The 24,321-nt window shown below is 62.9% G+C and carries 18 protein-coding genes and 7 tRNA genes; 21 read left to right on the top strand and 4 right to left on the bottom strand.

The window, feature by feature from the left end:
- Window positions 1–8: 8 nt before the first annotated feature.
- Window positions 9–569: a DUF1285 domain-containing protein gene (locus ACMGGN_RS14420; protein ID WP_046786547.1), complete on the top strand. Its 561-nt coding sequence runs from the start codon at window positions 9–11 to the stop codon at window positions 567–569.
- A 61-nt stretch (window positions 570–630) separates the two neighbouring features.
- Here ACMGGN_RS14420 and ACMGGN_RS14415 read toward each other — a convergent pair.
- Window positions 631–706, bottom strand: a tRNA-Asn gene (locus tag ACMGGN_RS14415).
- 74 nt (window positions 707–780) lie between these two features.
- Window positions 781–1,977 carry an amino acid aminotransferase gene (locus tag ACMGGN_RS14410; protein ID WP_204920476.1) on the bottom strand — a complete coding sequence of 399 codons (1,197 nt, stop codon included), beginning with the start codon at window positions 1,975–1,977 and terminating at the stop codon, window positions 781–783.
- A gap of 287 nt (window positions 1,978–2,264) precedes the next feature.
- Between ACMGGN_RS14410 and uvrB the strand changes: the two genes are divergently transcribed.
- The 13 genes from uvrB (at window position 2,265) to ACMGGN_RS14345 (ending at window position 10,542) form a co-directional block, all read left to right on the top strand.
- Complete coding sequence (gene uvrB / locus ACMGGN_RS14405) at window positions 2,265–4,280, top strand: excinuclease ABC subunit UvrB (RefSeq protein WP_125924769.1); 2,016 nt, start codon at window positions 2,265–2,267, stop codon at window positions 4,278–4,280.
- A 146-nt stretch (window positions 4,281–4,426) separates the two neighbouring features.
- Complete coding sequence (gltX, locus tag ACMGGN_RS14400) at window positions 4,427–5,908, top strand: glutamate--tRNA ligase (protein ID WP_119688524.1); 1,482 nt, start codon at window positions 4,427–4,429, stop codon at window positions 5,906–5,908.
- A 246-nt stretch (window positions 5,909–6,154) separates the two neighbouring features.
- Window positions 6,155–6,230: transfer RNA gene (locus ACMGGN_RS14395), tRNA-Ala, on the top strand.
- A 72-nt stretch (window positions 6,231–6,302) separates the two neighbouring features.
- Window positions 6,303–6,378 (top strand) — tRNA-Glu (locus ACMGGN_RS14390).
- 52 nt (window positions 6,379–6,430) lie between these two features.
- Window positions 6,431–6,506 (top strand) — tRNA-Ala (locus ACMGGN_RS14385).
- Window positions 6,507–6,548: 42 nt separating this feature from the next.
- Window positions 6,549–6,624, top strand: a tRNA-Glu gene (locus ACMGGN_RS14380).
- A 64-nt stretch (window positions 6,625–6,688) separates the two neighbouring features.
- A tRNA-Ala gene (locus ACMGGN_RS14375) sits at window positions 6,689–6,764 on the top strand.
- A 42-nt stretch (window positions 6,765–6,806) separates the two neighbouring features.
- Window positions 6,807–6,882, top strand: a tRNA-Glu gene (locus ACMGGN_RS14370).
- A gap of 169 nt (window positions 6,883–7,051) precedes the next feature.
- Window positions 7,052–7,591, top strand: a complete 540-nt coding sequence (locus ACMGGN_RS14365) for a TetR/AcrR family transcriptional regulator (RefSeq protein ID WP_115275628.1) — start codon at window positions 7,052–7,054, stop codon at window positions 7,589–7,591.
- Between the two features lie 23 nt (window positions 7,592–7,614).
- Complete coding sequence (locus ACMGGN_RS14360; RefSeq protein ID WP_119688525.1) at window positions 7,615–8,448, top strand: alpha/beta fold hydrolase; 834 nt, start codon at window positions 7,615–7,617, stop codon at window positions 8,446–8,448.
- A gap of 43 nt (window positions 8,449–8,491) precedes the next feature.
- A complete protein-coding gene (locus tag ACMGGN_RS14355) occupies window positions 8,492–8,926 on the top strand; it encodes an acyl-CoA thioesterase (RefSeq protein WP_046786542.1) in 435 nt (144 codons plus the stop codon).
- A gap of 51 nt (window positions 8,927–8,977) precedes the next feature.
- Window positions 8,978–9,949, top strand: a complete 972-nt coding sequence (locus tag ACMGGN_RS14350; protein WP_046786541.1) for a tRNA dihydrouridine synthase — start codon at window positions 8,978–8,980, stop codon at window positions 9,947–9,949.
- Window positions 9,950–10,098: 149 nt separating this feature from the next.
- Window positions 10,099–10,542: an Hsp20 family protein gene (locus ACMGGN_RS14345; protein WP_012313453.1), complete on the top strand. Its 444-nt coding sequence runs from the start codon at window positions 10,099–10,101 to the stop codon at window positions 10,540–10,542.
- 119 nt (window positions 10,543–10,661) lie between these two features.
- Here ACMGGN_RS14345 and ACMGGN_RS14340 read toward each other — a convergent pair whose 3' ends face one another.
- Together ACMGGN_RS14340 and ACMGGN_RS14335 are read right to left on the bottom strand one after the other, a co-directional pair.
- Window positions 10,662–13,958 (bottom strand): PAS domain S-box protein, encoded by a 3,297-nt coding sequence (locus tag ACMGGN_RS14340; RefSeq protein WP_115275631.1) that lies wholly within the window; start codon window positions 13,956–13,958, stop codon window positions 10,662–10,664.
- A 61-nt stretch (window positions 13,959–14,019) separates the two neighbouring features.
- Window positions 14,020–14,898, bottom strand: a complete 879-nt coding sequence (locus ACMGGN_RS14335) for a LysR family transcriptional regulator (protein ID WP_012313455.1) — start codon at window positions 14,896–14,898, stop codon at window positions 14,020–14,022.
- Between the two features lie 130 nt (window positions 14,899–15,028).
- Here ACMGGN_RS14335 and leuC point away from each other — a divergent pair, with 130 nt between their 5' ends.
- From leuC to ACMGGN_RS14300, 7 genes are all read left to right on the top strand, one after another.
- Entirely contained in the window at window positions 15,029–16,462 is a 1,434-nt protein-coding gene (gene leuC / locus ACMGGN_RS14330) for a 3-isopropylmalate dehydratase large subunit (protein WP_046786538.1), read from the top strand.
- A complete protein-coding gene (gene leuD, locus ACMGGN_RS14325; RefSeq protein ID WP_046786537.1) occupies window positions 16,459–17,103 on the top strand; it encodes a 3-isopropylmalate dehydratase small subunit in 645 nt (214 codons plus the stop codon). The genes leuC and leuD overlap by 4 nt, the downstream gene beginning before the upstream one ends.
- A 149-nt stretch (window positions 17,104–17,252) precedes the next feature.
- Window positions 17,253–18,017, top strand: coding sequence for a methyltransferase domain-containing protein (locus ACMGGN_RS14320; protein WP_414156050.1), 765 nt, complete (start codon window positions 17,253–17,255; stop codon window positions 18,015–18,017).
- 54 nt (window positions 18,018–18,071) lie between these two features.
- Window positions 18,072–19,154, top strand: coding sequence for a 3-isopropylmalate dehydrogenase (gene leuB, locus ACMGGN_RS14315; RefSeq protein ID WP_237859599.1), 1,083 nt, complete (start codon window positions 18,072–18,074; stop codon window positions 19,152–19,154).
- 63 nt (window positions 19,155–19,217) lie between these two features.
- On the top strand, window positions 19,218–20,330 hold the full coding sequence (gene asd, locus ACMGGN_RS14310) for an aspartate-semialdehyde dehydrogenase (protein WP_046786534.1): 1,113 nt from the start codon (window positions 19,218–19,220) through the stop codon (window positions 20,328–20,330).
- Window positions 20,331–20,472: 142 nt separating this feature from the next.
- The gene (locus ACMGGN_RS14305) at window positions 20,473–21,477 is read left to right on the top strand and encodes an aspartate-semialdehyde dehydrogenase (RefSeq protein WP_115275635.1); all 1,005 of its coding nucleotides are present in this window, start codon (window positions 20,473–20,475) and stop codon (window positions 21,475–21,477) included.
- A gap of 70 nt (window positions 21,478–21,547) precedes the next feature.
- Complete coding sequence (locus ACMGGN_RS14300; RefSeq protein WP_414156049.1) at window positions 21,548–24,244, top strand: FimV/HubP family polar landmark protein; 2,697 nt, start codon at window positions 21,548–21,550, stop codon at window positions 24,242–24,244.
- Window positions 24,245–24,321 lie beyond the last annotated feature (77 nt).

The following is a 24,321-nucleotide window of genomic DNA, read 5'->3' as shown; positions in this document are numbered from 1 at the left end:
GCAGGGTGATGACAGATTCCGGCAAGGCCAATGATCTTCTGGCGCAGTTACCCAAGCACAAGGGCCTGCCGCCGGTGCATCTGTGGAATCCGGACTTCTGTGGCGATATCGATATGCGTATTGCCCGTGATGGTACCTGGTACTACCTGGGTACGCCGATCGGGCGCAAGCCGATGGTGCGCTTGTTTTCTACCATCATCCGCCGGGATGGCGACGACTACTTCCTGGTCACGCCGGTAGAGAAAGTGGGTATTCGGGTCGACGATGCGCCGTTCGTTGCCGTTGCGCTGGATGTGCGGGGCACGGGCGAGCAGCAGGTGCTGAGTTTTACCAGCAACGTCGAGGATCAGGTAGAGGCCGGGCCGCGCAATCCGCTGCGGGTAGAGGTTGACCCTGTCACTCAGGAGCCTTCGCCTTATGTGCTGATGCGCAACAATCTAGAGGCGTTGATCCATCGCAATGTGTTCTACCAGTTGGTCGAGCTGGCGGTGCCTCGTGAGATCGATGGCGAGCAATGGCTGGGCGTCTGGAGCCATGGGCAGTTCTATCCCATCGGGCGCAACTGCTGAATACCTCGGCGTAGCAATAAAAAAACCTCCAGTGCTTGCGCATCTGGAGGTTTTTGGTATTTGGCTCCGCGACCTGGACTCGAACCAGGGACCCAATGATTAACAGTCATTTGCTCTACCGACTGAGCTATCGCGGAATCTGCGCATATCTTACCGATTGCCAGGGGCAAGTCAACCCGCCCCCTGCGAATCAGCCAGCCAAATCAAGCAGTTACAGCACTTCTACGATGGCCTTGGTGACCACGTGGATGTTGCTCTGGTTGAGTGCGGCCACGGCGATACGGCCTGTGTCCAGTGCATAGATGCCGAACTCGTTCTTCAGGCGTGCCACTTGCTCTACCGTCAGGCCCGAATAGGAGAACATGCCCGCTTGGCGGCCAACGAAGCTGAAGTCGCGCTTGGCGCCGTATTCGGCCAGCAGTTCGACCATCTGCTTGCGCATGCCGTGGATGCGCTGGCGCATTTCACCCAGCTCGGCTTCCCACATCTGGCGCAGTTCGGCGCTGTTGAGTACGGTGGCAACGATGGTTGCGCCGTGGGTCGGCGGGTTGGAGTAGGTGGTGCGGATCACGCGCTTGACCTGCGACAGCACGCGGGTGCTTTCGTCTTTGTTGCCGGTCACGATCGACAGTGCGCCAACGCGCTCGCCGTACAGCGAGAACGACTTGGAGAACGAACTGGAAACGAAGAAGTCCAGGCCCGACTCGGCGAACAGGCGCACGGCGAAGGCGTCTTCGCCGATGCCCTCGCCAAAGCCCTGGTAGGCCATGTCGAGGAACGGTACGTGGCCCTTGGCCTTGACCACTTCCAGAACGTTTTTCCAGTCGTCCAGGCCCAGGTCGACGCCTGTCGGGTTGTGGCAGCAGGCGTGCAGGACAATGATCGAGCCAGGCGGCAGGTTGTTCAGGTCTTCGAGCATGCCGGCGCGGTTGACGTCGTTGCTCGGGGCGTCGTAGTAGCGGTAGTTCTGTACCGGGAAGCCGGCCGTTTCAAACAGGGCGCGGTGGTTTTCCCAGCTCGGGTCGCTGATGGCGACCACGGCATTGGGCGACAGGCGCTTGAGGAAGTCGGCGCCGATCTTCAGTGCACCGGTACCGCCAACGGCCTGCACGGTAACCACGCGGCCAGCGGCCAGCAGTGGCGACTCGGCGCCGAAGATCAGTTTCTGCACGGCCTGGTCGTAGGTGGCGATGCCGTCGATCGGCAGGTAGCCACGCGAAGCGTGCTGGGCGGCACGCTGGGTTTCGGCTTCGATCACGGCGCGCAGCAGCGGAATGCGGCCTTCCTCATTGCAGTACACGCCCACACCCAGGTTGACCTTGTCGGTACGGGGATCGGCGTTGAATGCTTCGTTGAGGCCCAGAATGGGGTCGCGGGGTGCCAGCTCGACAGCGGAAAACAGGCTCATTGTTACCTTGGCTCTGAATGGAGAGTGATAGGGCGTACACGCTCCAGCCGAATGCACTGAAGCGGTGCACAAACGGGGAGTCAGTATAGTGATACCGACCGGTCACTGCGACAGTGTGGCGCAGCTTTTCCGGCTATTTGCGCAAATTTTTTTCAACCATTGGTCGAATTGCCCGGTCCACCGCAGTGAGCGTTCACACCGCCGCCTTGAATGCGGCCCCAGGCGGGCGCATTTGGGTATAGACTACTGGCTAAATTTACAGTTGCTGCGTTACCGCGAGGTCCGACATGTCCGAGTTCCAGCTCGTCACCCGTTTTCAGCCGGCCGGCGACCAGCCCGAGGCTATCCGCCAGATGGTAGAGGGCATCGAGGCAGGCCTGTCGCACCAGACCCTGCTCGGTGTGACCGGCTCGGGCAAGACCTTCAGCGTTGCCAACGTCATTGCGCAGGTGCAGCGCCCGACCTTGGTGCTGGCGCCCAACAAGACGCTCGCCGCGCAGTTGTATGGCGAGTTCAAGGCGTTCTTCCCGAACAACGCCGTCGAGTATTTCGTTTCCTATTACGACTATTATCAGCCCGAAGCCTACGTGCCTTCCTCGGACACCTTCATCGAGAAGGACGCTTCGATCAACGATCATATCGAGCAGATGCGGCTGTCTGCGACCAAGGCGCTGCTGGAGCGTCGCGATGCGATCATCGTCACCACGGTTTCGTGCATCTACGGCCTGGGCAGCCCCGAGACCTACCTGAAGATGGTCCTGCACGTCGACCGCGGCGACAAGCTTGACCAGCGTGCACTGTTGCGCCGCCTGGCCGATCTGCAGTACACGCGCAACGAGATGGACTTTGCCCGTGCCACCTTCCGGGTACGCGGCGACGTCATCGATATCTTCCCGGCTGAATCGGACCTCGAAGCCATCCGCATCGAGCTGTTCGACGACGAGGTGGAGAACATCGCTGCGTTCGACCCGCTCACCGGGGAAGTCTTCCGTAAGTTGCCGCGTTTCACCTTCTACCCCAAGAGCCATTACGTTACCCCGCGGGAAACCCTGCTGGAGGCGGTGGAAGGGATCAAGGATGAACTCAAGGACCGCCTCGAGTACCTGCACAAGGCCAACAAACTGGTCGAAGCCCAGCGCCTGGAGCAGCGTACCCGGTTCGACCTGGAGATGATTCTCGAACTGGGTTACTGCAACGGCATCGAGAACTACTCGCGCTACCTGTCCGGGCGCCCGGCCGGTGCACCGCCGCCCACCCTCTACGACTACCTGCCGGACGATGCGCTGCTGGTGATCGACGAATCCCACGTCAGCGTTCCGCAGGTCGGGGCGATGTACAAGGGCGACCGCTCGCGCAAGGAAACGCTGGTCGAGTACGGCTTTCGCCTGCCATCGGCGCTGGACAACCGGCCGATGCGCTTCGATGAGTGGGAGTCGGTCAGCCCGCAGACCATCTTTGTCTCGGCAACGCCCGGGCCTTACGAAGCCGAGCACGCCGGGCGGGTGGTCGAGCAGGTGGTGCGCCCGACCGGGTTGGTCGACCCGCAGGTCGAGGTGCGTCCGGCGCTGACCCAGGTCGACGACCTGCTGTCGGAAATCCACAAGCGCGTGGCGCTGGGCGAGCGGGTGCTGGCCACCACGTTGACCAAGCGCATGGCTGAGGATCTCTCCGACTACCTGGCCGATCACGATGTGCGGGTGCGCTACCTGCACTCGGACATCGATACCGTGGAACGGGTCGAAATCATCCGTGACCTGCGCCTGGGCACTTTTGATGTATTGGTGGGCATCAACCTGCTGCGCGAGGGCCTGGACATGCCCGAGGTGTCACTGGTGGCGATCCTGGACGCCGACAAGGAAGGGTTCCTGCGCTCCGAGCGCTCGCTCATCCAGACCATCGGGCGTGCCGCGCGCAACCTCAATGGCCGCGCGATTCTCTATGCCGATCAGATAACCGGCTCCATGCAGCGTGCTATCGATGAAACCGAGCGCCGCCGCGAGAAGCAGATCGCTTTCAACCAGGCCAATGGCATCGTGCCCAAGGGCGTGGTCAAGGACATCACCGATATCATGGAAGGCGCCACCGTGCCGGGGTCGCGTAGCAAGAAGCGCAAGGGCATGGCCAAGGCCGCCGAGGAGAGCGCCCGTTACGAGGCCGAACTGCGCACGCCGGGCGAGATCACCAAGCGCATCAAGCAACTGGAAGAGAAAATGATGCAGTTTGCCCGCGACCTGGAATTCGAGGCGGCGGCGCAGTTGCGCGACGAGATTACCAAGCTGCGCGAGCGGTTGATTACCAGTTGAAGCCTGGTTCGGTCCTTGGGGAGCGGCATGATGTTTGGCGGTCTCCAGGCGTCCGATAGCCCAATAACCCACCTCCCGCGCTGGAGCGCGGTGCCCGCACCCTGCTAACATCGTGCCTTTGTTTCATCTTTCGTTCGAGACCCTCCATGACCACCGTACGCACGCGTATCGCGCCATCGCCCACGGGCGACCCCCATGTCGGCACCGCCTACATCGCCCTGTTCAACTACTGCTTCGCCAAGCAGCATGGCGGTGAGTTCATCCTGCGCATCGAGGACACCGACCAGTTGCGCTCGACCCGCGAGTCGGAGCAGCAGATCTTCGACGCCCTGCGCTGGCTTGGCATCGAATGGAACGAAGGCCCGGATGTGGGCGGCCCGCACGGCCCGTACCGGCAGAGCGAGCGCGGCGAGATCTACGCCCAGTACGCCAAGCAACTGGTCGATGCCGGCCATGCGTTCTACTGCTTCTGCACCGCCGAAGAGCTGGAGCAGATGCGCGCCGAGCAGATGGCCCGTGGCGAAACCCCGCGCTACGATGGCCGCGCGTTGCTGCTGAGCGACGAGCAAGTGCAGCGCCGCCTGGCCGCTGGCGAGCCCCATGTGATCCGCATGAAGGTACCGAGCGAAGGTATCTGCGTGGTTCCGGACATGCTCCGTGGCGATGTCGAGATCCCATGGGACCGCATGGACATGCAGGTGCTGATGAAGAACGACGGCCTGCCGACCTACTTCCTGGCCAACGTGGTCGACGACCACCTGATGGGCATCACCCACGTACTGCGCGGTGAAGAGTGGCTGCCATCGGCACCCAAGCTGATCAAGCTGTACGAATACTTCGGTTGGGAGCAGCCCAAGCTGTGCTACATGCCGCTGCTGCGCAACCCGGACAAGAGCAAGCTCTCCAAGCGCAAGAACCCGACCTCGGTGACCTTCTACGAGCGCATGGGCTTCATGCCTGAGGCCATGCTCAACTACCTCGGCCGCATGGGCTGGTCGATGCCGGACGAGCGCGAGAAGTTCTCCCTGGCCGAAATGGTCGAGCACTTCGACCTGTCGCGTATCTCTCTGGGCGGCCCGATCTTCGACATCGAGAAGCTGTCGTGGCTCAACGGCCAGTGGCTGCGCGAACTGCCGGTGGAAGAATTCGCCGCGCGCGTGCAGAAGTGGGCGTTCAACAGCGACTACATGATGAAAATCGCCCCGCACGTGCAGGGGCGGGTCGAAACCTTCAGCCAGGTTGCTCCGCTGGGTGGTTTCTTCTTCGAGGGCGCGCTCAAGCTCGACGCCAAACTGTTCGAAAGCAAGAAACTCTCCGCCGACCAGGTGCGCCAGGTGATGCAGTTGATCCTGTGGAAACTGGAAAGCCTTCGCCAGTGGGAAAAAGAGCGTATCACCGGCTGCATCCAGGCAGTGGTCGAAGCGCTGGAGCTGAAGCTGCGTGACGCCATGCCGCTGATGTTCGCCGCCATCACCGGCCAGGCCAGCTCGGTGTCGGTGCTCGATGCCATGGAGATCCTCGGCCCTGACCTTACCCGCTATCGCCTGCGCCAAGCCCTGGACCTGCTCGGTGGTGTGTCGAAGAAAGAAAACAAAGAGTGGGAAAAGCTGCTGGCCAACATCGCTTGATGCGGCTTTGACGCGGGGCCATTGCCAGCGGGCTATGCCGCTGGCAATGGTTCAAGTGCTCAAAAGCAGAGTGCGCAAATCAGGGCAGGGTGGTAAGTGGTTGTTATCTGTGAAAAAACTTTTGGATATTTTCAAAATTTCGTTTGACAGCCCTGCAATCCGAACTTAATATGCGCCCCGTCCACAGCGATGAACGAAACGAAGCGCCAGGCACCCAGCCGGTGATTCAGTTCAAAGCGACATTGTGGGGCTATAGCTCAGCTGGGAGAGCGCCTGCATGGCATGCAGGAGGTCAGCGGTTCGATCCCGCTTAGCTCCACCAAATTCCGCTTAACAGCTTCGGCTGATAAGCAAGACCGGGTCCAGCAACCGGGTCTTGAAGGTAAGAAGGTTCGTCCCCTTCGTCTAGTGGCCTAGGACACCGCCCTTTCACGGCGGTAACAGGGGTTCGAGTCCCCTAGGGGACGCCAGTTTTGCACAAGCGATGTTCAATGCGTCGCTGGGCCGAGAGGCTAGAAATCCGGGGCTATAGCTCAGCTGGGAGAGCGCCTGCATGGCATGCAGGAGGTCAGCGGTTCGATCCCGCTTAGCTCCACCAATTTAGCCAGGGTTCGCAGCAGCGAATCTTCGCGAAGGTTACGTCCCCTTCGTCTAGTGGCCTAGGACACCGCCCTTTCACGGCGGTAACAGGGGTTCGAGTCCCCTAGGGGACGCCACTTTACCCGCGTTTTGCGGGACTTAAAGAGGCTCATTCGCATATTGGATGAGCCTTTTGTTTTCGGGGCTATAGCTCAGCTGGGAGAGCGCCTGCATGGCATGCAGGAGGTCAGCGGTTCGATCCCGCTTAGCTCCACCAATTTAGCCAGGGTTCGCAGCAGCGGATCTTCGCGAAGGTTATGTCCCCTTCGTCTAGTGGCCTAGGACACCGCCCTTTCACGGCGGTAACAGGGGTTCGAGTCCCCTAGGGGACGCCATTTTTACCCGCGTTTTGCGGGACTTTAAAGGCTCATTCGATTATTGAATGGGCCTTTTGTTTTTTCCCTCCCTGAAAAATGTGCACCGACAGGCGGTGGTCGATTCTGCTTGCCAAAAAATATTATGAGAATAATATTTCGATCATCATATTCTGATCGTGAGCCGGCCATGAGCGACAAGAAGACCAAGACCCGCGAGCGGATCCTTGAGGCTGCGCGAAGCGCGTTGATCCAGCACGGCCCCGCCGAGCCAAGCGTCAGCCAGGTCATGGGTGCTGCAGGGCTTACTGTGGGAGGCTTCTATGCGCACTTCGACAGCAAGGACCAGCTCATGCTCGAGGCATTTCGCCAATTGCTCAGCGAGCGCAGGGCCCTGCTGGCTCACGTTGACCCGAGCCTGGACGGGGAAGGGCGGCGGGCGCTGGTGAGCGCGTTCTACCTGTCGCGCAAGCACCGCGATGCGCAGGTGCATGCCTGCCCGCTGCCCAATTCGATCGGCGAGATGCAGCGCCTGCCAGACGTGTTTCGCGAGGTACTGGCCGAGCACATCGAATTGATGACGGCGGCGATGGTTGACCGCCCTGAAGATGCCGACAAGGCCCTGGCTGATCTGGCCCTGATGATAGGCGGCCTGGCCCTGGCGCGTGCCTTGGGCACGGGCGAGCTTTCTGACCGCATCCTGCGTGCCGCCAAATCGGCGGTTATCTAAGCTTCTGACCCTGGAGCAAGGCGATGACTACCCTGAGCTGGATTCGCGGCGTGAATGGCACCCTGGGGCGTCTGGCCCCCGAGCATGTGGCCGGCAAGATGCGCCGGGCCTTCATGACCCCGCGCAACCTGCCGCCAAGGCAGTGGGAGTTGCCATTGCTGGCGAGCGCCGAGCGCATCACCCTGCGCTTCGGGCTGTCGGCATTGCGTTGGGGGCAAGGCCCGACCGTGTTGCTGATGCACGGCTGGGAAGGGCGTGCGACCCAGTTTGCCGCGTTGATCGAAACCCTGGTAAAGGCCGGGCATACCGTGGTCTCTCTGGAGGGGCCGGCCCATGGCTGTTCGCCTGGGCAGCAAGCGCACGTGGTGCTGTTTGCCCGTGCGCTGCTGGAGGCTGCCGCCGAACTGCCGCCGTTGCGTGCCGTGATAGGCCATTCCATGGGCGGTGCCAGTGTCTTGCTGGCACTGCAGATGGGGCTTCGGGCCGAGGCTGCGGTGAGTATTGCAGCGCCGGCCCAGCTGCTTGGTGTGCTGCGCGGCTTCGCCCGCCACCTTGGCCTGCCGGCGCGAGCCAGGGCCGCGTTCATCCGCAAGGTCGAACAGGACGTCGGCATGCAGATCAACCGCCTGGATGTCAGTGGTTACCAGTTGGAGCTGCCAGGGCTGGTCGTGCATGCCGCCGATGATGCCTTGGTGCCCGCCGGTGAGGCCGAGATCATCCACAAGGCCTGGTTCGACAGCCGCCTGCTGCGGCTGGAGGAGGGTGGCCACCAGCGCGTGCTCGCCGACCCGCGCGTGAGCGAGGCGGTGCTCGAATTACTGGCGCGTGTCAGTGCGCCCGCCCGGCAAAGCGCTTGAACATCCGATACACTCTGCCCGTTCACTGACATTGGGAGCGGGCATGAGTTGGGACCTGGCAACGCCATTCATCATCGACCTGCGCGTCGGCAGCGAGGACATCGACGGCCTCGGGCACGCCAATAACGCGGTCTACGTCACGTGGCTGGAGCGTTGCGCCTGGCGCCACTCCCAGCGCCTGGGGCTGGACCTGGCCGAATACCGGCGCCTGGACCGGGCCATGGCGGTGGTGCGCCATGAAATCGACTACCTCGCTGCAGCCTACGAAGATGACGAGTTGCAACTGGCAACCTGGATCATCGATTGGGATCAGCGCCTGCGCATGTCCCGGCGCTTCCAGCTCAAGCGCCCGCGTGACGGTGTGACGCTGCTGCGCGCGCAGACCACCTTTGCCTGCATCGAGTTGTCCAGTGGCAAACCCAGGCGCATGCCGGCGGAGTTCATCGACGGGTACGGTCCTGCGCTGATCGGCGCCTGAATACCCGGCATTTTTTGGTAGACTGCCGGCTTTTCCCGCCGAGACCTCGAAATGCAAATTGCCCTGGCCCCTATGGAGGGGCTGGTCGACAACATCCTGCGCGACGTTCTGACCCGAGTGGGCGGCATCGATTGGTGCGTCACCGAGTTCATCCGCGTGTGCGACCGCCTGTTGCCTGCTTCTTCCTTCGACAAGCTCGCACCTGAACTGCGTCAGGGCGCGCGCACGGCTGCCGGTGTACCCATGCGTGTGCAGTTGCTGGGCTCGGACCCCGTCTGCCTGGCCGAAAACGCTGCGCTGGCCTGTGAGCTGGGGGCGCCGGTGATTGACCTTAATTTCGGTTGCCCGGCCAAGACCGTGAACAAGTCACGCGGCGGCGCAGTGCTGCTCAAGGAGCCCGAACTGCTGCACGCCATCGTGCGTGAAGTGCGGCGCGCAGTGCCGGCGCACATCCCGGTCACCTCCAAGATGCGCCTTGGCTTCGATACCCCGGACGGTGCGCTCGATTGTGCGACCGCGCTGGCTGAGGGCGGCTCGGCGCACCTGGTGGTACATGCACGCACCAAAGTCGAGGGCTATAAGCCGCCAGCGCACTGGGAGTGGGTGGCGCGGGTGCAGGATGTGGTGAAGGTGCCGGTGTTCGCCAACGGTGAGATCTGGACCGTGGACGACTGGCGGCGTTGCCGCGAGGTGAGCGGCGCCGAGGACATCATGCTCGGGCGGGGGCTGGTGTCGCGGCCGGACCTGGCCTTGCAGATTGCGGCTGCGCGGGACGGGCGTGAGTACCAGCCGATGAGTTGGGAGGCGTTGTTGCCTTTGCTGCGCGAGTTCTGGCGCCAGGCCCAGGCCAAGCTGTCGCCGCGCTACGCACCGGGGCGGATGAAGCAGTGGTTGGCGATGCTGACGCGTAGCTACCCCGAGGCGGTGCTGCTGTTTGCCGAGCTGCGCAGGGAAGATGATTGCCAGCGGATCAGCCGGTTACTGGGCGTTGAAGTGCAGGCATTCGAGGAATGTGTCGCGTGATCAGTTCTGCCTGGGGCCGGTAAAGCCACCGCAAAATTTTTTGTTTTTGCCCCTTGAAAGCCATCTCCTGAGCCCTATTTATTCAGTACGCGATGCCGAAGCCGGGTCGCGTAGTGACTTTACTTGCTGAATCTCAGGAGTTTATGACCATGACTACCGCTTTCTCTCTTGCACCTCTGTTCCGCCATTCCGTTGGCTTCGACCGTTTCAACGACCTGTTCGAGTCTGCGGCACGTAACGAGGCGGGTAGCAGCTACCCTCCCTACAACGTTGAAAAGCATGGCGATGACCACTATCGCATCGTCGTTGCCGCAGCCGGTTTCCAGGAGCAGGACCTCGACCTTCAGGTCGAGAAAGGCGTCCTGACCGTGATCGGCGGCAAACGCGAAAACGGCGCCGCAGAAGTGACTTACCTGCACCAGGGCATCGCCCAGCGCGCGTTCAAGCTGTCGTTCCGCCTGGCGGACCATATCGAGGTCAAATCGGCAGGCCTCGCCAATGGGCTGCTCAGCATTGACTTGCTGCGCATTGTGCCGGAAGAAGCCAAGGCCAAGCGCATCCCGATCAATGGTGACAAACCAGCACTCAACTGAGGCTGGCGGCGTTATCAGGGCTGCTACGCAGCCCATCGCCGGCAAGCCGGCTCCTACCCTGTGGGAGCCGGCTTTCCTGCATTGGGCCGCCTGGCGGCCCCAAATCCTTTTTTCCTTGCTCAGAAATCGGCGGGGGCCTCCAGCAGCATCTGCCGGAACTCCGGTAGCGGCAGCGGCCGGCTGTGCAGGTAACCCTGGTACAGGTGGCACCCCAGCCGCTCCAGAAATTCCAGTTGCTCTGTCAGCTCCACGCCTTCGGCGATCACCGCCAGGTCAAGGCTGCGCGCCATGGCGACGATGGCGCGGACAATCTCGGCGTCGTTGGAGTCTTGCGGGGCGTCGCGCACGAAGGTCTGGTCGATCTTCAGCGCGTCCACCGGCAAGCGCTTGAGGTAGGTCAGCGAGGAATAGCCCGTACCGAAATCATCCATGGCGAAGCTCACCCCATAGCGTTTGAGCTCGCGCATCTTGCTGATGGTGTCTTCCAGGTTCTGGATCACGATGCCCTCGGTGATTTCCAGCTTGAGCATGTGCCGCGGCAGACGGTAGTCGTCCAGGCTGCGCAGCACCCGTTGGACGAAGTCGTTCTGGCGGAACTGCCGGGGGCTGATGTTCACGCACAGGCTGAAATCATCGGCATCGATCAACCCGTCTGCGAGCATGCGCGAACAAGCGTCGCAGGCTTCGTCGAGTATCCAGCTGCCAACTTCCAGGATCAGGCCGCTTTCCTCCAGCACCTGGATGAACTGAGCCGGCGGTTGCTGGCCCAATTGCGGGTGATGCCAGCGCAACAGTACCTCGGCCCCGACAATGCGGTTGTCGCGGGCATCCACCTGGGGCTGAAAGTGCAAGGCCAGCTCGCCCCGTGCCAGGGCCAGGCGCAGGTCGCTTTCCATGCGCAGGCGCTCGCTGGCGGCCTTCTGCATGGTGGTATGGAACAGCTGGGTGGTGTTGCGCCCTGAGTCCTTGGCGCGGTACAGGGCGATATCGGCGCGTTTGAGCAGGTCGGCGGGGGTGGTGCCGTGGTCGGGGATCAGTGCCACGCCAATGCTTGGGGTTACCTGCAGACGCTGGCCGTCCAGCGACATGGGTTCGGCCAGCAGTTCGCGCAGGGTATCGGCCAGCTCCCGAACCTTGTTCTCCACCGCTTCGCGGCTGCCTTCCAGGCCACTGAGCAGTACCACGAATTCATCACCACCCAGGCGTGCCACCGTGTCTTCCAGGCGCACACTGGCTTCCAGGCGGGCGGTGATGATCTTCAGCACCGTGTCGCCCACCGGGTGGCCGAGGGAGTCGTTGATGTGCTTGAAATGGTCGAGGTCGAGGAACAGCAGGGCGCCGCGCAGGTTGTGCCGGCGCAGCAGGGCGATCTGTTGGCTCAGGCGGTCCATCAGCAAGGCGCGGTTGGGCAGGTTGGTCAGCGGGTCGTGGTAGGCCAGGTGGCGGATCTGTGCCTGGGCATTCTTCAACTGGCTGACATCGCGTGCGGTGAGTAACAGGCAATCGGCCTCGTTGAGGCTGATCGGCTCAACCGATACTTCTACAGTGAGAATGTCGCCACGCTTGTTGCGCCCGAGCATCTCCCGGTGGTGTACCCGGCCACGCTCCTTCAGCTCCACCAGCAACGCGTTGCGCTGCTTGTCGTCGGCCCAGATACCCAGCTCATAGACGCTGCGGCCGATCACTTCGGCGGTGCTGTAGCCGGTCAGCCGGCAGAAGCCATCGTTGACTTCCACATAGCGACCGCTGTGGCGCTCGGTGATGGTGATGGCGTCCGGGCTGGAGTGAAATGCCTTGGCGAACTTCTCTTCACTGGACTTGAGCGCCGCTTCGGCCCGTTGCTGCTGGGTTATATCGCGCAGGGTCGTGACGCTGCAGGGCTGGTTGTCGACGCTGACCAGCCGGCTGGAAATCACACAGGTCAGTGGTGAGCCGTTGCGGTGGTTGACCACCACGGCGACATTGCTCAGGGCCTGTTCGCGGATAACCCGTTCGATGCGGTGGGCGCGTTCGATCGACTCGGCCCACAGGCCGATCTGTTCGGCGGTGCGGCCGATCACCTGTTCGGCGCTCCAGCCAAAGGTTTGGGTGAAGGCCGGGTTGATCTCGATGAACTGGCCAGTGTCCTGGCGGGTTACGCAGATCGGGTCGGGGCTGACCTGGAAAAGGCTGGCGAACTTCTCTTCCGAGGCGCTAAGGCGCAGTTCGCGCTCGACCTGCTCGGTGATGTCCAGAAGGGTGCCAGCCATGCGCAACGGGTTGCCGTGCTCGTCGCGGTACAGGCGAGCGCGGCTTTCGATGTAGCGTGAAGCGCCGTTTTCCAGTTGCACCCGGTAGGTTATCTGGTAGTTGCCTTCTGGGCCTTCACGCAGGCTGCGGTAAGCCTGGCGCATGCCATCGCGTTCGTCCTGGGGCACGCCTTCGAAAAATGCGTCGAACGATTCGTGAAAGGGTATCGGGTCCAGCCCGTGCAATTGTGCGGCACGGGCCGAGCCATAGAGCATGCCGCTGGGTATGTGCCAGTCCCAGGTGCCCAGTTGCGCCGAGTCCAGGGCCAGGTCAAGGCGTTCCTGGCTATCCTTGAGCGCTTGCTCGGCGCGTTTGCGCTCGGACGTGTCGACGAAGGTGCTGAGCAGGAACGTCACCCCTTCCAGTTCGATGCCCTGGGCGCACAGGATGCCGTCGTGGATCTTGCCGCTGCTGGCGCGCAACTGCACTTCCAAGATGGCCGGGCCGCCGCTGGCACGGGTCGCATCCAGTACCAGGTGGCGCTGCTCCGGGGTTGCCCAGAGGCCCAGCTCCAGGGTGGTCTTGCCGATCACTTGGTCACCGGGCCAGCCGAACATGTCTTCGAAATGCTGGTTGACTTCAAAAATCATGCCGTCGTGGTGGCGGGTGAGCAGAATTGCGTTGGGGCTCAGGTGGAACAGGGTGGCAAAGCGTTTCTCCGAGTTGATCAGGGCGGTTTCCCGCTCGCGCTGGCGGGTTATCTCGCGGATTACCCCGATCATCTGAGGCCGGCCCTGGCGATCATGGGTCAGGCTGCCGTTGATTTCCAGCCAGTGCAGGCTGCCATCCGGCCAGCGGATGCGGTGGCGCATGGCTTTCTCGGCCGGTTCACCGTTGACCACTGCCTGGAACAGTTGGCGTGTGCGGGCGCGATCTTCTTCCGGCAACAGGTCCAGGTAGTCGATGTCGTTGGGCAAGGGGCGCTGCGGATCGAAACCGAACAGTGCCTGGGTGCCGCGCGACCAGCTGACCCTGCCACTGTCGATGTCCCACAGCCAGGCGCCCAGGCGGGCACCATTGAGCGCAGCCAGCAATTGCGGAGCGTTCTGCCAGGCCAGTTCCGACTCCTGGGGGTCGGCCGCAGGGATGCGCGGCAGGCGCGGAAAGCGGTTTGCTGATTTGGGCATGGATACCAGACCTTTGGCGTTTGACGCGTCCCTGGGTTGGAAGTGCAGGCCTGACGACCGGTCAGGCGGCCCCTGCGTGACTGTCGAGCAGGGCCATGAAGGCCCTGGCGGCGTTCGATAGCGTTCGCTCGGTATGCAATATGTAGCCTAGCTGGCGTGACAGCTGTATGCCGGGTAAAGCGATGGGTGCAACCTGATCGTCGAGCATGGTGCGCGGGAGCACGCTCCAGGCCAGGCCGATCGAGACCATCATCTTGATGGTTTCCAGGTAGTTGGTGCTCATGGCGATGTTCGGGGCCAGGCCCTGGCTTTCGAACAGGCGCTGGACGATGTGGTGGGTGAAGGTATTGCCGCCGGGGAATACCGCCGGATGGCGGGCAACGTCAGCCAGGCTGACCTGGGTATTGCTGGCCAGCGGGTGCTCGGGGGCGGCGACGAAGTCCAGTGCGTCGTCCCAGACGGGGATGGCCTTGATCAGGTGATGGGGCTCTGGCGCCAGGGTGATGACCGCTATCTCGGCGCGCCCGTGCAGAACCTCGTCATAGGCCGCTTCTGAATCGAGGAACTGGATATCCAGCGCAACGGCCGGGTGCTGGCGGGTGAATGCCCGCAGCAGCGGGGGCAGGCGGTGCAGGCCAATGTGATGGCTGGTGGCGAGGGTCAGGCGACCACTCACCTGCCCGGTCAGGTTGGTCAGCGCACGTCGGGTATCATCGAGGACGTTGAGGATCTGATAGGCGCGTGGCAGCAGGGCGCGGCCGGCTTCGGTCAAGGTCACCTCGCGGCCCAGGCGATCGAACAGGCGTACGTCCAGCTGTTGCTCCAGCCCGGCAATGCGCTTGCTGATGGCCGGTTGAGTCAGGTGCAGGCGTTCGCCGGCCCCGGAGAAGCTGCCGGTCTCGGCAATGGCAATGAAGGCGCTGAGGTTGGCCAGGTCCATTGTTCGAATTCCTGATGGTTATGCAAAGCATGAAAATTATGAATTTGAGTTATTCAATCTATCGCCATAGCATCGTCCGTACAAGCCAAGGGGTCTTTGGCATAGAAAGACGCTGATGAGGAACAGTCTGATGGCTGGCAAAACGCTCTACGACAAACTCTGGGAAGCCCATGAGGTCAAGCGCCGTGATGACGGCTCGTCCTTGATCTACATCGACCGCCATATCATTCACGAAGTGACCTCGCCCCAGGCCTTTGAAGGCCTGCGCCTGGCCAACCGCAAGCCGTGGCGCATCGATGCCAACATCGCCACCCCGGACCACAACGTGCCGACCACCCCGGAACGCAAGGGCGGGATCGAGGCCATCGTCGACCAGGTGTCGCGCCTGCAGGTGCAGACCCTCGATGAGAACTGTGACGAATACGGCATCGTCGAATTCAAGATGAATGACGTGCGCCAGGGCATCGTCCATGTCATCAGCCCCGAGCAGGGCGCCACCTTGCCCGGCATGACCGTGGTCTGTGGCGACTCGCACACTTCCACCCACGGCGCCTTCGGGGCCTTGGCCCATGGTATCGGCACCTCCGAGGTCGAGCATGTGCTCGCCACCCAGTGCCTGGTCGCCAAAAAGATGAAGAACATGCTGGTGCGCGTCGAGGGCACATTGCCTGCCGGCGTGACGGCCAAGGACATCGTGCTTGCCGTGATCGGCAAGATCGGTACCGCCGGTGGCAACGGCCACGCCATGGAATTTGCTGGCAGCGCCATCCGCGCCCTGTCCATGGAAGGCCGCATGACCATTTGCAACATGTCGATCGAGGCCGGTGCACGGGTTGGCCTGGTTGCGACCGATGCCACCACCATTGCCTACGTCGAAGGCCGCCCTTATGCGCCCAAAGGCGAGCAGTGGGAGCGTGCGGTCGAGGCGTGGAAAGACCTGGTATCCGATGACGATGCGGTATTCGACACCGTGGTCGAGCTCGATGCAGCGCAAATCAAGCCGCAGGTCAGCTGGGGCACGTCGCCCGAGATGGTCCTGGCCGTCGACCAGCGTGTGCCGGACCCTGCCGCCGAAGCCGATCTGGTCAAGCGTGGCTCGATCGAGCGCGCCCTCAAGTACATGGGCCTGAGCGCCAACCAGGCGATCACCGATATCCAACTGGACCGCGTGTTCATTGGCTCCTGCACCAACTCGCGGATCGAAGACCTGCGCGCCGCAGCCGAAATCGCCAAAGGCCGCAAGGTCGCTGCCACCGTCAAGCAGGCCATCGTCGTGCCGGGTTCGGGCCTGGTCAAGGCCCAGGCCGAGCGTGAAGGCCTGGACAAGATCTTCCTCGAGGCTGGTTTCGAATGGCGTGAGCCAGGCTGCTCGATGTGCCTGGCGATGAACCCGGACCGCCTGGAAAGCGGCGAGCATTGCGCGTCCACGTCCAACCGCAACTTCGAAGGCCGTCAGGGCGCCGGTGGCCGTACCCATCTGGTCAGCCCGGCCATGGCTGCCGCTGCGGCGGTGACTGGTCACTTCATCGATGTTCGCGAGTTGATCCAAGGGAGCGCAGCATGAAAGCCTTTACCCAGCACACCGGCCTCGTCGCGCCGTTGGACCGTGCCAACGTCGACACCGATCAGATCATTCCCAAGCAGTTCCTCAAGTCGATCAAGCGTACCGGCTTCGGCCCCAACCTGTTCGACGAGTGGCGTTACCTGGACGTCGGCCAGCCTTACCAGGACAACAGCAAGCGCCCGCTGAACAAAGAGTTCGTGCTCAACCACGAGCGCTACCAGGGTGCCAGTGTGTTGCTGGCGCGCGAGAACTTCGGCTGCGGTTCGAGCCGTGAGCACGCCCCTTGGGCGCTGGACGAATACGGCTTCCGCAGCGTGATCGCGCCGAGCTTCGCCGACATCTTCTTCAACAACAGCTTCAAGAACGGCTTGTTGCCGATCATTCTGAGCGATGAGGAAGTCGACGAGCTGTTCAAGCAGGTCGAAGCCAACCCTGGCTACCAGTTGACCATCGACCTGCAGGCACAGGCGGTGACCCGTCCGGACGGCAAGGTGCTGCACTTTGAGATCGACGCGTTCCGCAAGCACTGCCTGCTCAATGGCCTGGACGATATCGGCCTGACCTTGCAGGACGGCGAGGCGATCAAGGCGTTTGAAGGCAAACACCGCACCGCACAGCCTTGGCTGTTCCGTGATGCCTGAATGATGTAATCGGGTTTGCTGGCCTCATCGCCGGCGAGCCGGCTCCCACAGCCACTGCACAGGTTTCTGGGCCTGTGGGGGCGGTGTGGGAGCCGGCTTGCCGGCGATAGCGGCCGTAGAGACAACCCAAAATCAAAAGGAATGCGCCCATGACCAGCACCACCCACACCGATGTGGTCCAACGCCAGTTCGGCGAACAGGCCAGTGCCTACCTCAGCAGCGCCGTGCACGCCCAGGGCAGTGAATTCGCCCTGCTGCAAGCCGAGCTGGCGGGGCAGGGTGCGGCTCGCGTGCTGGACCTGGGCTGTGGTGCCGGTCATGTCAGCTTCCACGTAGCGCCTCTGGTGGCAGAGGTGGTCGCCTACGACCTGTCGCAGTCGATGCTTGACGTGGTTGCCAGCGCCGCCGCCGAGCGCGGCCTGGGCAATATCACCACCGAGCGTGGTGCCGCTGAACGCCTGCCGTTCGCCGATGCCTCGTTCGATTACGTCTTCAGCCGCTACTCGGCGCACCACTGGAGCGACCTGGGTGTGGCGTTGCGCGAAGTGCGTCGGGTGTTGAAGCCGGGCGGGGTGGCAGCCTTCATTGACGTGATGTCGCCGGGCAGCCCGTTGCTCGATACCTATTTGCAAACGGTTGAAGTGCTGCGCGACACCAGCCACGTACGCGATTATTCTGCCGCCCAGTGGCAGCGCCAGGTCAGCGAAGCTGGCCTGCATGCCCGCAGCCACACCCGTCAGCGCCTGCGCCTGGAGTGGGCCTCGTGGGTCGAGCGCATGCGCACGCCCGAGCCGCTGCGCGTGGCCATACGCCAGTTGCAGCAAGCCATGGGCGAGGAAGTGCGGCAGTATTACCAGATTGAGGCAGACGGCTCGTTCAGCACCGACGTGATCGTGGTGTGGGCAGAGCGCTGAGTTTTTTACGGTGCGGCCGGGCTGGCCGCACCGCTTGAATGGATAGAGGAAAGCATGAGCAAGCAGATTCTGATTCTCCCAGGTGATGGCATTGGTCCGGAAATCATGGCCGAGGCGGTCAAGGTGCTGGAGCTGGCCAACGACAAGTTCCAGCTCGGCTTGAGCCTCGAGCACGACGTGATCGGCGGTGCTGCCATCGACAAGCACGGCGTGCCGCTGGCCGACGAGACCCTGGAACGTGCGCGCCAGGCCGATGCTGTTCTGTTGGGCGCTGTGGGCGGGCCGAAGTGGGACAAGATCGAGCGGGACATCCGCCCTGAGCGCGGCCTGCTGAAAATCCGCTCGCAGCTGGGCCTGTTCGCTAACCTGCGCCCGGCCATCCTCTACCCGCAACTGGCCGATGCCTCGTCGCTCAAGCCGGAAATCGTCTCGGGCCTGGACATCCTCATCGTCCGTGAGCTGACCGGCGGCATCTACTTCGGTGCCCCGCGTGGCCAGCGTGAACTCGAAGGCGGCGAGCGTCAGGCCTACGACACCCTCCCGTACAGCGAGAGCGAAGTGCGCCGTATCGCCCGCGTCGGCTTCGACATGGCCCGGGTGCGTGGCAAGAAGCTGTGCTCGGTGGACAAGGCCAACGTCCTGGCCTCCAGCCAACTGTGGCGTGAAGTGGTCGAGGACGTGGCCAAGGACTACCCGGACGTAGAACTGAGCCACATGTATGTCGACAACGCCGCCATGCAACTGGTGCGCGCGCCCAAGCAGTTCGACGTGATGGTGACCGACAACATGTTCGGTGACATCCTGTCGGATGAAGCTTCCATGCTGACCGGTTCGATCGGCATGCTGCCTTCGGCGTCGCTCGATGCCAACAACAAGGGCATGTACGAGCCTTGCCACGGCTCGGCGCCGGACATCGCGGGCCAAGGCATTGCCAACCCGCTGGCGACCATTCTGTCGGTGTCGATGATGCTGCGTTACAGCTTCAACCAGCAGGCCGCAGCCGAGGCCATCGAGCAGGCGGTAAGCCAGGTCCTGGACCAGGGCCTGCGTACCGGTGACATCTGGTCGGCCGGTTGCAGCAAGGTAGGTACGCAGGAAATGGGCGACGCAGTAGTCGCAGCGCTGCGGAATCTGTAATCTCTCTGGCCCGCCACCGTTTTTGGTCGGTGGCGGCCCACTTTTAGCAAAGGTGTAGTTGCGATGAAACGTGTAGGTCTGATCGGTTGGCGCGGCATGGTCGGTTCCGTGCTCATGCAGCGGATGCTGGAGGAGCAGGATTTCGACCTTATCGAGCCGGTGTTCTTCACTACCTCCAATGTCGGTGGCCAGGGCCCGAACGTGGGCAAGGATATTGCTCCGCTCAAGGACGCTTATTCGATTGAAGAACTCAAGACCCTCGACGTGATCCTGACCTGTCAGGGCGGCGACTACACCAACGAGGTCTTCCCCAAGCTGCGTGAAGCCGGCTGGCAGGGGTACTGGATCGATGCTGCCTCGTCGCTGCGCATGCAGGACGATGCGGTGATCGTGCTCGACCCGGTCAACCGCAAGGTGATCGACCAGCAGCTCGATGCCGGCACCAAGAACTACATCGGCGGCAACTGCACCGTCAGCCTGATGCTGATGGGCCTTGGCGGCCTGTTCGAAGCGGGCCTGGTCGAGTGGATGAGCGCCATGACCTACCAGGCGGCGTCCGGTGCCGGTGCGCAGAACATGCGTGAGCTGATCAAGCAGATGGGTGCTACCCATGCGGCAGTTGCCGATGACCTGGCCAACCCGGCCAGCGCCATCCTCGACATCGACCGCAAGGTGGCCGAGGCCATGCGCAGCGAGGCCTACCCGGCCGAGAACTTCGGCGTGCCCCTGGCGGGCAGCCTGATCCCATGGATCGACAAGGAGCTGCCGAACGGCCAAAGCCGTGAAGAGTGGAAGGCCCAGGCCGAAACCAACAAGATCCTCGGCCGCTTCAAGAGCCCGATCCCGGTCGATGGCATCTGCGTGCGCATCGGCGCCATGCGCTGCCATAGCCAGGCACTGACCATCAAGCTGAACAAGGACGTGCCGCTGGCCGATATCGAAGGCATGATCAGCCAGCACAACCCGTGGGTGAAGCTGGTGCCGAACCAGCGCGAGATCAGCATGCAGGAGCTGACCCCGACCAACGTCACCGGTACCCTGAACATTCCGGTGGGCCGTTTGCGCAAGCTGAACATGGGCTCGCAGTATCTGGGCGCGTTCACCGTCGGCGATCAGCTGCTGTGGGGTGCTGCCGAGCCGCTGCGCCGCATGCTGCGGATTCTGCTCGAGCGTTGATCGTTCTGCGTTGAACAGAAAACCCGCGCTGGTGACAGCGCGGGTTTTTTTATGGTGCGCGCCCCACAGGGCCAGCACAGACAAAACGGTACAATCCGAGTAAAGTGCCGCCCCCCGCCGTTACAGCAAAAGGATCCTCTCCATGACCCAACCCTTGGACATCGCCGTCGTCGGCGCCACCGGTAGCGTCGGTGAAACCTTGGTACAGATTCTCGAAGAATTGCACTTCCCGGTCGGCACGCTGCACCTGCTGGCCAGCATGGAGTCGGCGGGCAGCAGCGTGATGTTCGCCGGCAAGAAGGTCAAAGTGCGTGAAGTCGACAGTTTCGACTTCACCCAGGTCAAACTGGCCTTCTTCGCCGCCAGCCCGGCCGTCAGCCGTAGCTTTGCCAGCAAGGCCCGTGAGGCCGGCTGCACGGTCATTGACCTGTCTGGCGGCCTGGATGACGCCCTGGCGGTCGTGCCTGAGGCCAACGCCGAGCGCATCGCCGGCCTGGCGTTGCCGGCGTGCATCGCCAGCCCCAGTGCTGCAGCCGTGGCCTTGGCCGTCGCGCTGGCGCCACTGAAGGGGCTGTTGGAGATCGAGCGTGTGCAGGTCATGGCCGCGCTCGCGGTGTCTGCCCAGGGCCGGGAGGCTGTCAACGAACTGGCCCGGCAGACCGCCGAGTTGCTCAACGCCCGCCCGCTGGAGCCGCGTTTCTTCGATCGCCAGGTGGCGTTCAACCTGCTGGCCCAGGTCGGTGCGGCAGACGAACAGGGCCACACCGCGCTCGAACGCCGCCTGGTTGATGAGCTGCCGGTGCTGTTGGGGCAGCCGGAACTGAAGATTTCCGTGACCTGCGTTCAAGTCCCGGTGTTTTTTGGCGATAGCTTCAGTGTGGCGGTACAGAGCCGTAATCCGGTGGATCTTGTTGCGGTCAATGCCGCGCTGGAGGGTGCCGACAGTGTCGAGCTGGTCGAGCGGGATGATTATCCGACCCCGGTAGGGGACGCAGTAGGGCAAGACGTGGTCTATGTTGGTCGTGTACGCCATGGTGTTGACGAAGACCAGCAGCTCAACCTGTGGCTGACCACCGACAACCTGCGCAAGGGCGCTGCGCTCAACGCCGTGCAGGTGGCGCAATTGTTGATTAAACACATAGCGTAAAAGATACTGGCGAGCACTTTTGTCCCGCACCGCATGCGGTTTCGGGACGATTCATACAAGGGATGAGGTCATGCTTCGAATTCGCAAACTGGTTCTGGCCATGGCGGCAGCGTCGGCGCTGTCATCTGGCATGGCGAACGCCCTGGGGTTGGGTGAGCTGACGCTCAAGTCGGCGCAGAACCAGCCGCTGGACGCCGAGATCGAATTGCTCGATGTGCGCGACCTCACCGCTGCCGAAGTGGCACCAAGCCTGGCGCCGCCGGAAGAGTTCAGCAAGGCCGGGGTGGAGTATCCGGGCTACCTTGAGGACCTGAGCTTTACCCCGGTGATCAACCCCAATGGCAAGAGCGTGCTGCGGGTAACCTCCAGTCAGCCGCTGCCGGGCTCGGTGGTCAAGTTTCTGGTCCAGGTGATGTGGCCCCAGGGCCGCCTGCTGCGTGACTACAGTGTGCTGCTCGACCAGGCCAAGGCCCAGGGCGAGCAGCCTGCCGCGGCCAATGTCACCCCGGCGACCAGCAGCGCCGGCAGCTACACCACCAAACGCCGCGATACCCTCTGGCAGATTGCTGCGCGCAATACCCAAAGCGGTGGCTCGGTGCAGCAGACCATGATCGCCATTCAGGCGCTGAACCCGGATGCCTTTATCGGCAACAATATCAACCAGTTGAAGGTTGGCCAGGTGTTGCGCCTGCCCGATCGTCAGCAGGTCCAGAGCATCCCCCAGGCCGAGGCCAATCGCGAAGTGGCCGAACAGTACGCCGCCTGGCGTGAGGGCCGGCGCCTCGGCCCCCGCGCCAGGCAGTTGGACGCCACCCGTCGCGGCGCTGCCGATGCGGCGCCGGAACGTATCGCCCAGGGCGACAACCTGCGCCTGGTCAGCCCAGGCAACCAGCCTGGCGCTGGCGATGCCAAGGCGCTCAACGACAAGCTGGCCGTGGCCCAGGAGAGCCTGGACACCAGCCGTCGTGACAATGAAGAACTCAAGAGCCGGATGAGCGACCTGCAAAGCCAGCTGGACAAGCTGCAGCGCCTGATTCAGCTCAAGAACGACCAGCTGGCACGCCTGGAGGCACAGGGTGCTGCCGGGGAGCCGGCATCGGCCGCCGCCTTGCCTGGTGAATCGGCCCCGGCGCAGCCTGCAGGCAACGCCCAGGTACCGCCCGCCGAGCCCGTCGTGGCACCGGCGCCGGCTGCCGTCGACACCGCGCCTGGCTCTGCCCCGGCTGGCGAGGATGCCCCAGCCGCCCAGCAGCCGGGCGCGCTGGATGAGATGCTGGGGAATCCGTTGGTGCTGGGCCTGATCGCAGGTTCCGCATTCCTCGTGCTGCTGTTGCTGCTGTTGCTGCTGGCGCGCCGACGCAAAGCCCAGCAGGAGGCCGAAAAGCACCTGCGTATGGCGCGGGCACTGGCCGAGGAGGGCGAGCGTAACCCCGACCTCGACCTGCCTTCGAGCAGCTTCGATGAGCTGGAAGTGTCGGCGCCTGGCGTAACCCTGTCGCCGGCGGTGGTAGCGGCTTCGGCTGCTGCAGCCGTTGCGGCGGAAAAACCCGTAGCCCCAGCCCCCGTTGCCGCGCCATCACCGGCACAGGACCCGAATGCCGAGCTGTTGGCTGAGGTCGAGCAGAGCCTGGCCAGCGGCCGTCTGAACCATGCGGCCGACCTGTTGGAGACGGCCGTCGCTGCGCAACCGGAGCATGATGGCCTGCGGTTGAAGCTGATGGAGGTTTATGCGCGCCAGGGTGACCACAGCGCATTCGTGGAGCAGGAGCGCAAGCTGCCGGGCAGCGAAGAAAATATCGCGCAGGTCAGTCAGCTCAAGGAGCATTACCCGGCCATGCTCGGCATCGCCGCAGCGGGGCTGGGGGCTGCGGCGCTGGCTGCCGAGCTGGATGAGCAGTATGTGCAGGATCTGTTGCAGGATGAGCCGCAGCCGCCTGCAGAGGTCGATGCCGAGCCTGAGCCTGACGCTGTTGCTGAGCCTGAGCCTGAGCCTGAGCCTGAGCCTGAACCGCAAGCCGAGGCCGAGGCCGATGCTCAAGCGCCTGCCCTTGATGACAATGGTCTGGACAGTGCCTTCGACCTTGACCTGGGTGACGATCTGCCCCTGAACGACCTTGAACCGCCGATGCTCGATGAAGCGGCGTTGACGGATCTGCAGGTAAATGACGAGCCGCTCGCCGCCGCTGATCCTGCCGTGCAGGAAGCAGATGCCGATGCCGACTTCGAAGCCTTGCTGGCGCAGGCTCAGGCCGAACCGCAGAGCGTCGATGATCTGGCGGACTTCGACCTGGACATGGGTGAGCCGAGCGTTGCCGAACCGGTCGAGGAAGAGCCGGTCGACGTTGCTGCCGAACTGGCCGCTTTCGATTCCATCCCTGAGTTCGACCCGATTTCCGAGCTGGAGCTGCCGGAAGACTTCGACCTGTCGCTGTCGCTGGATGACCAGTCACCGGCTGCCAAGAGCTTTGCTTCGGAGCTGAGCGACGTCAACGCCGAACTGGACAAGCTCTCGCAGAATCTCGAGTCGCCGTCGCTGGCGCCGCACTTCACCGCTGCAGATGCTGCCCAGGAGCCGGAACCTTTGGACGACCTGGACTTCGATTTCTTCTCCGGCAGCGACGAAGTGGCCACCAAGCTCGATCTGGCACGTGCCTATATCGACATGGGCGACCATCAGGGTGCGCGTGACATCCTCGATGAAGTGGTCAAGGATGGCGACGACACCCAGCGTCAGGAAGCCGAAGACATGCTGTCCCGGCTGGTCTGAAGGCCTCACCTGCAGCGTAAAACCAACGGCAGCCCAACAAGGCTGCCGTTGTCGTTATAATCCCCGGCACTTCGTAT

It is taken from the genome of Pseudomonas sp. BNK-30 (assembly GCF_047456185.1).
GTDB classification, from domain to species: domain Bacteria; phylum Pseudomonadota; class Gammaproteobacteria; order Pseudomonadales; family Pseudomonadaceae; genus Aquipseudomonas; species Aquipseudomonas putida_E.
Note: the sequence above shows the minus strand (reverse complement) of the source record. Positions and strands in the feature narration are given on the sequence as shown.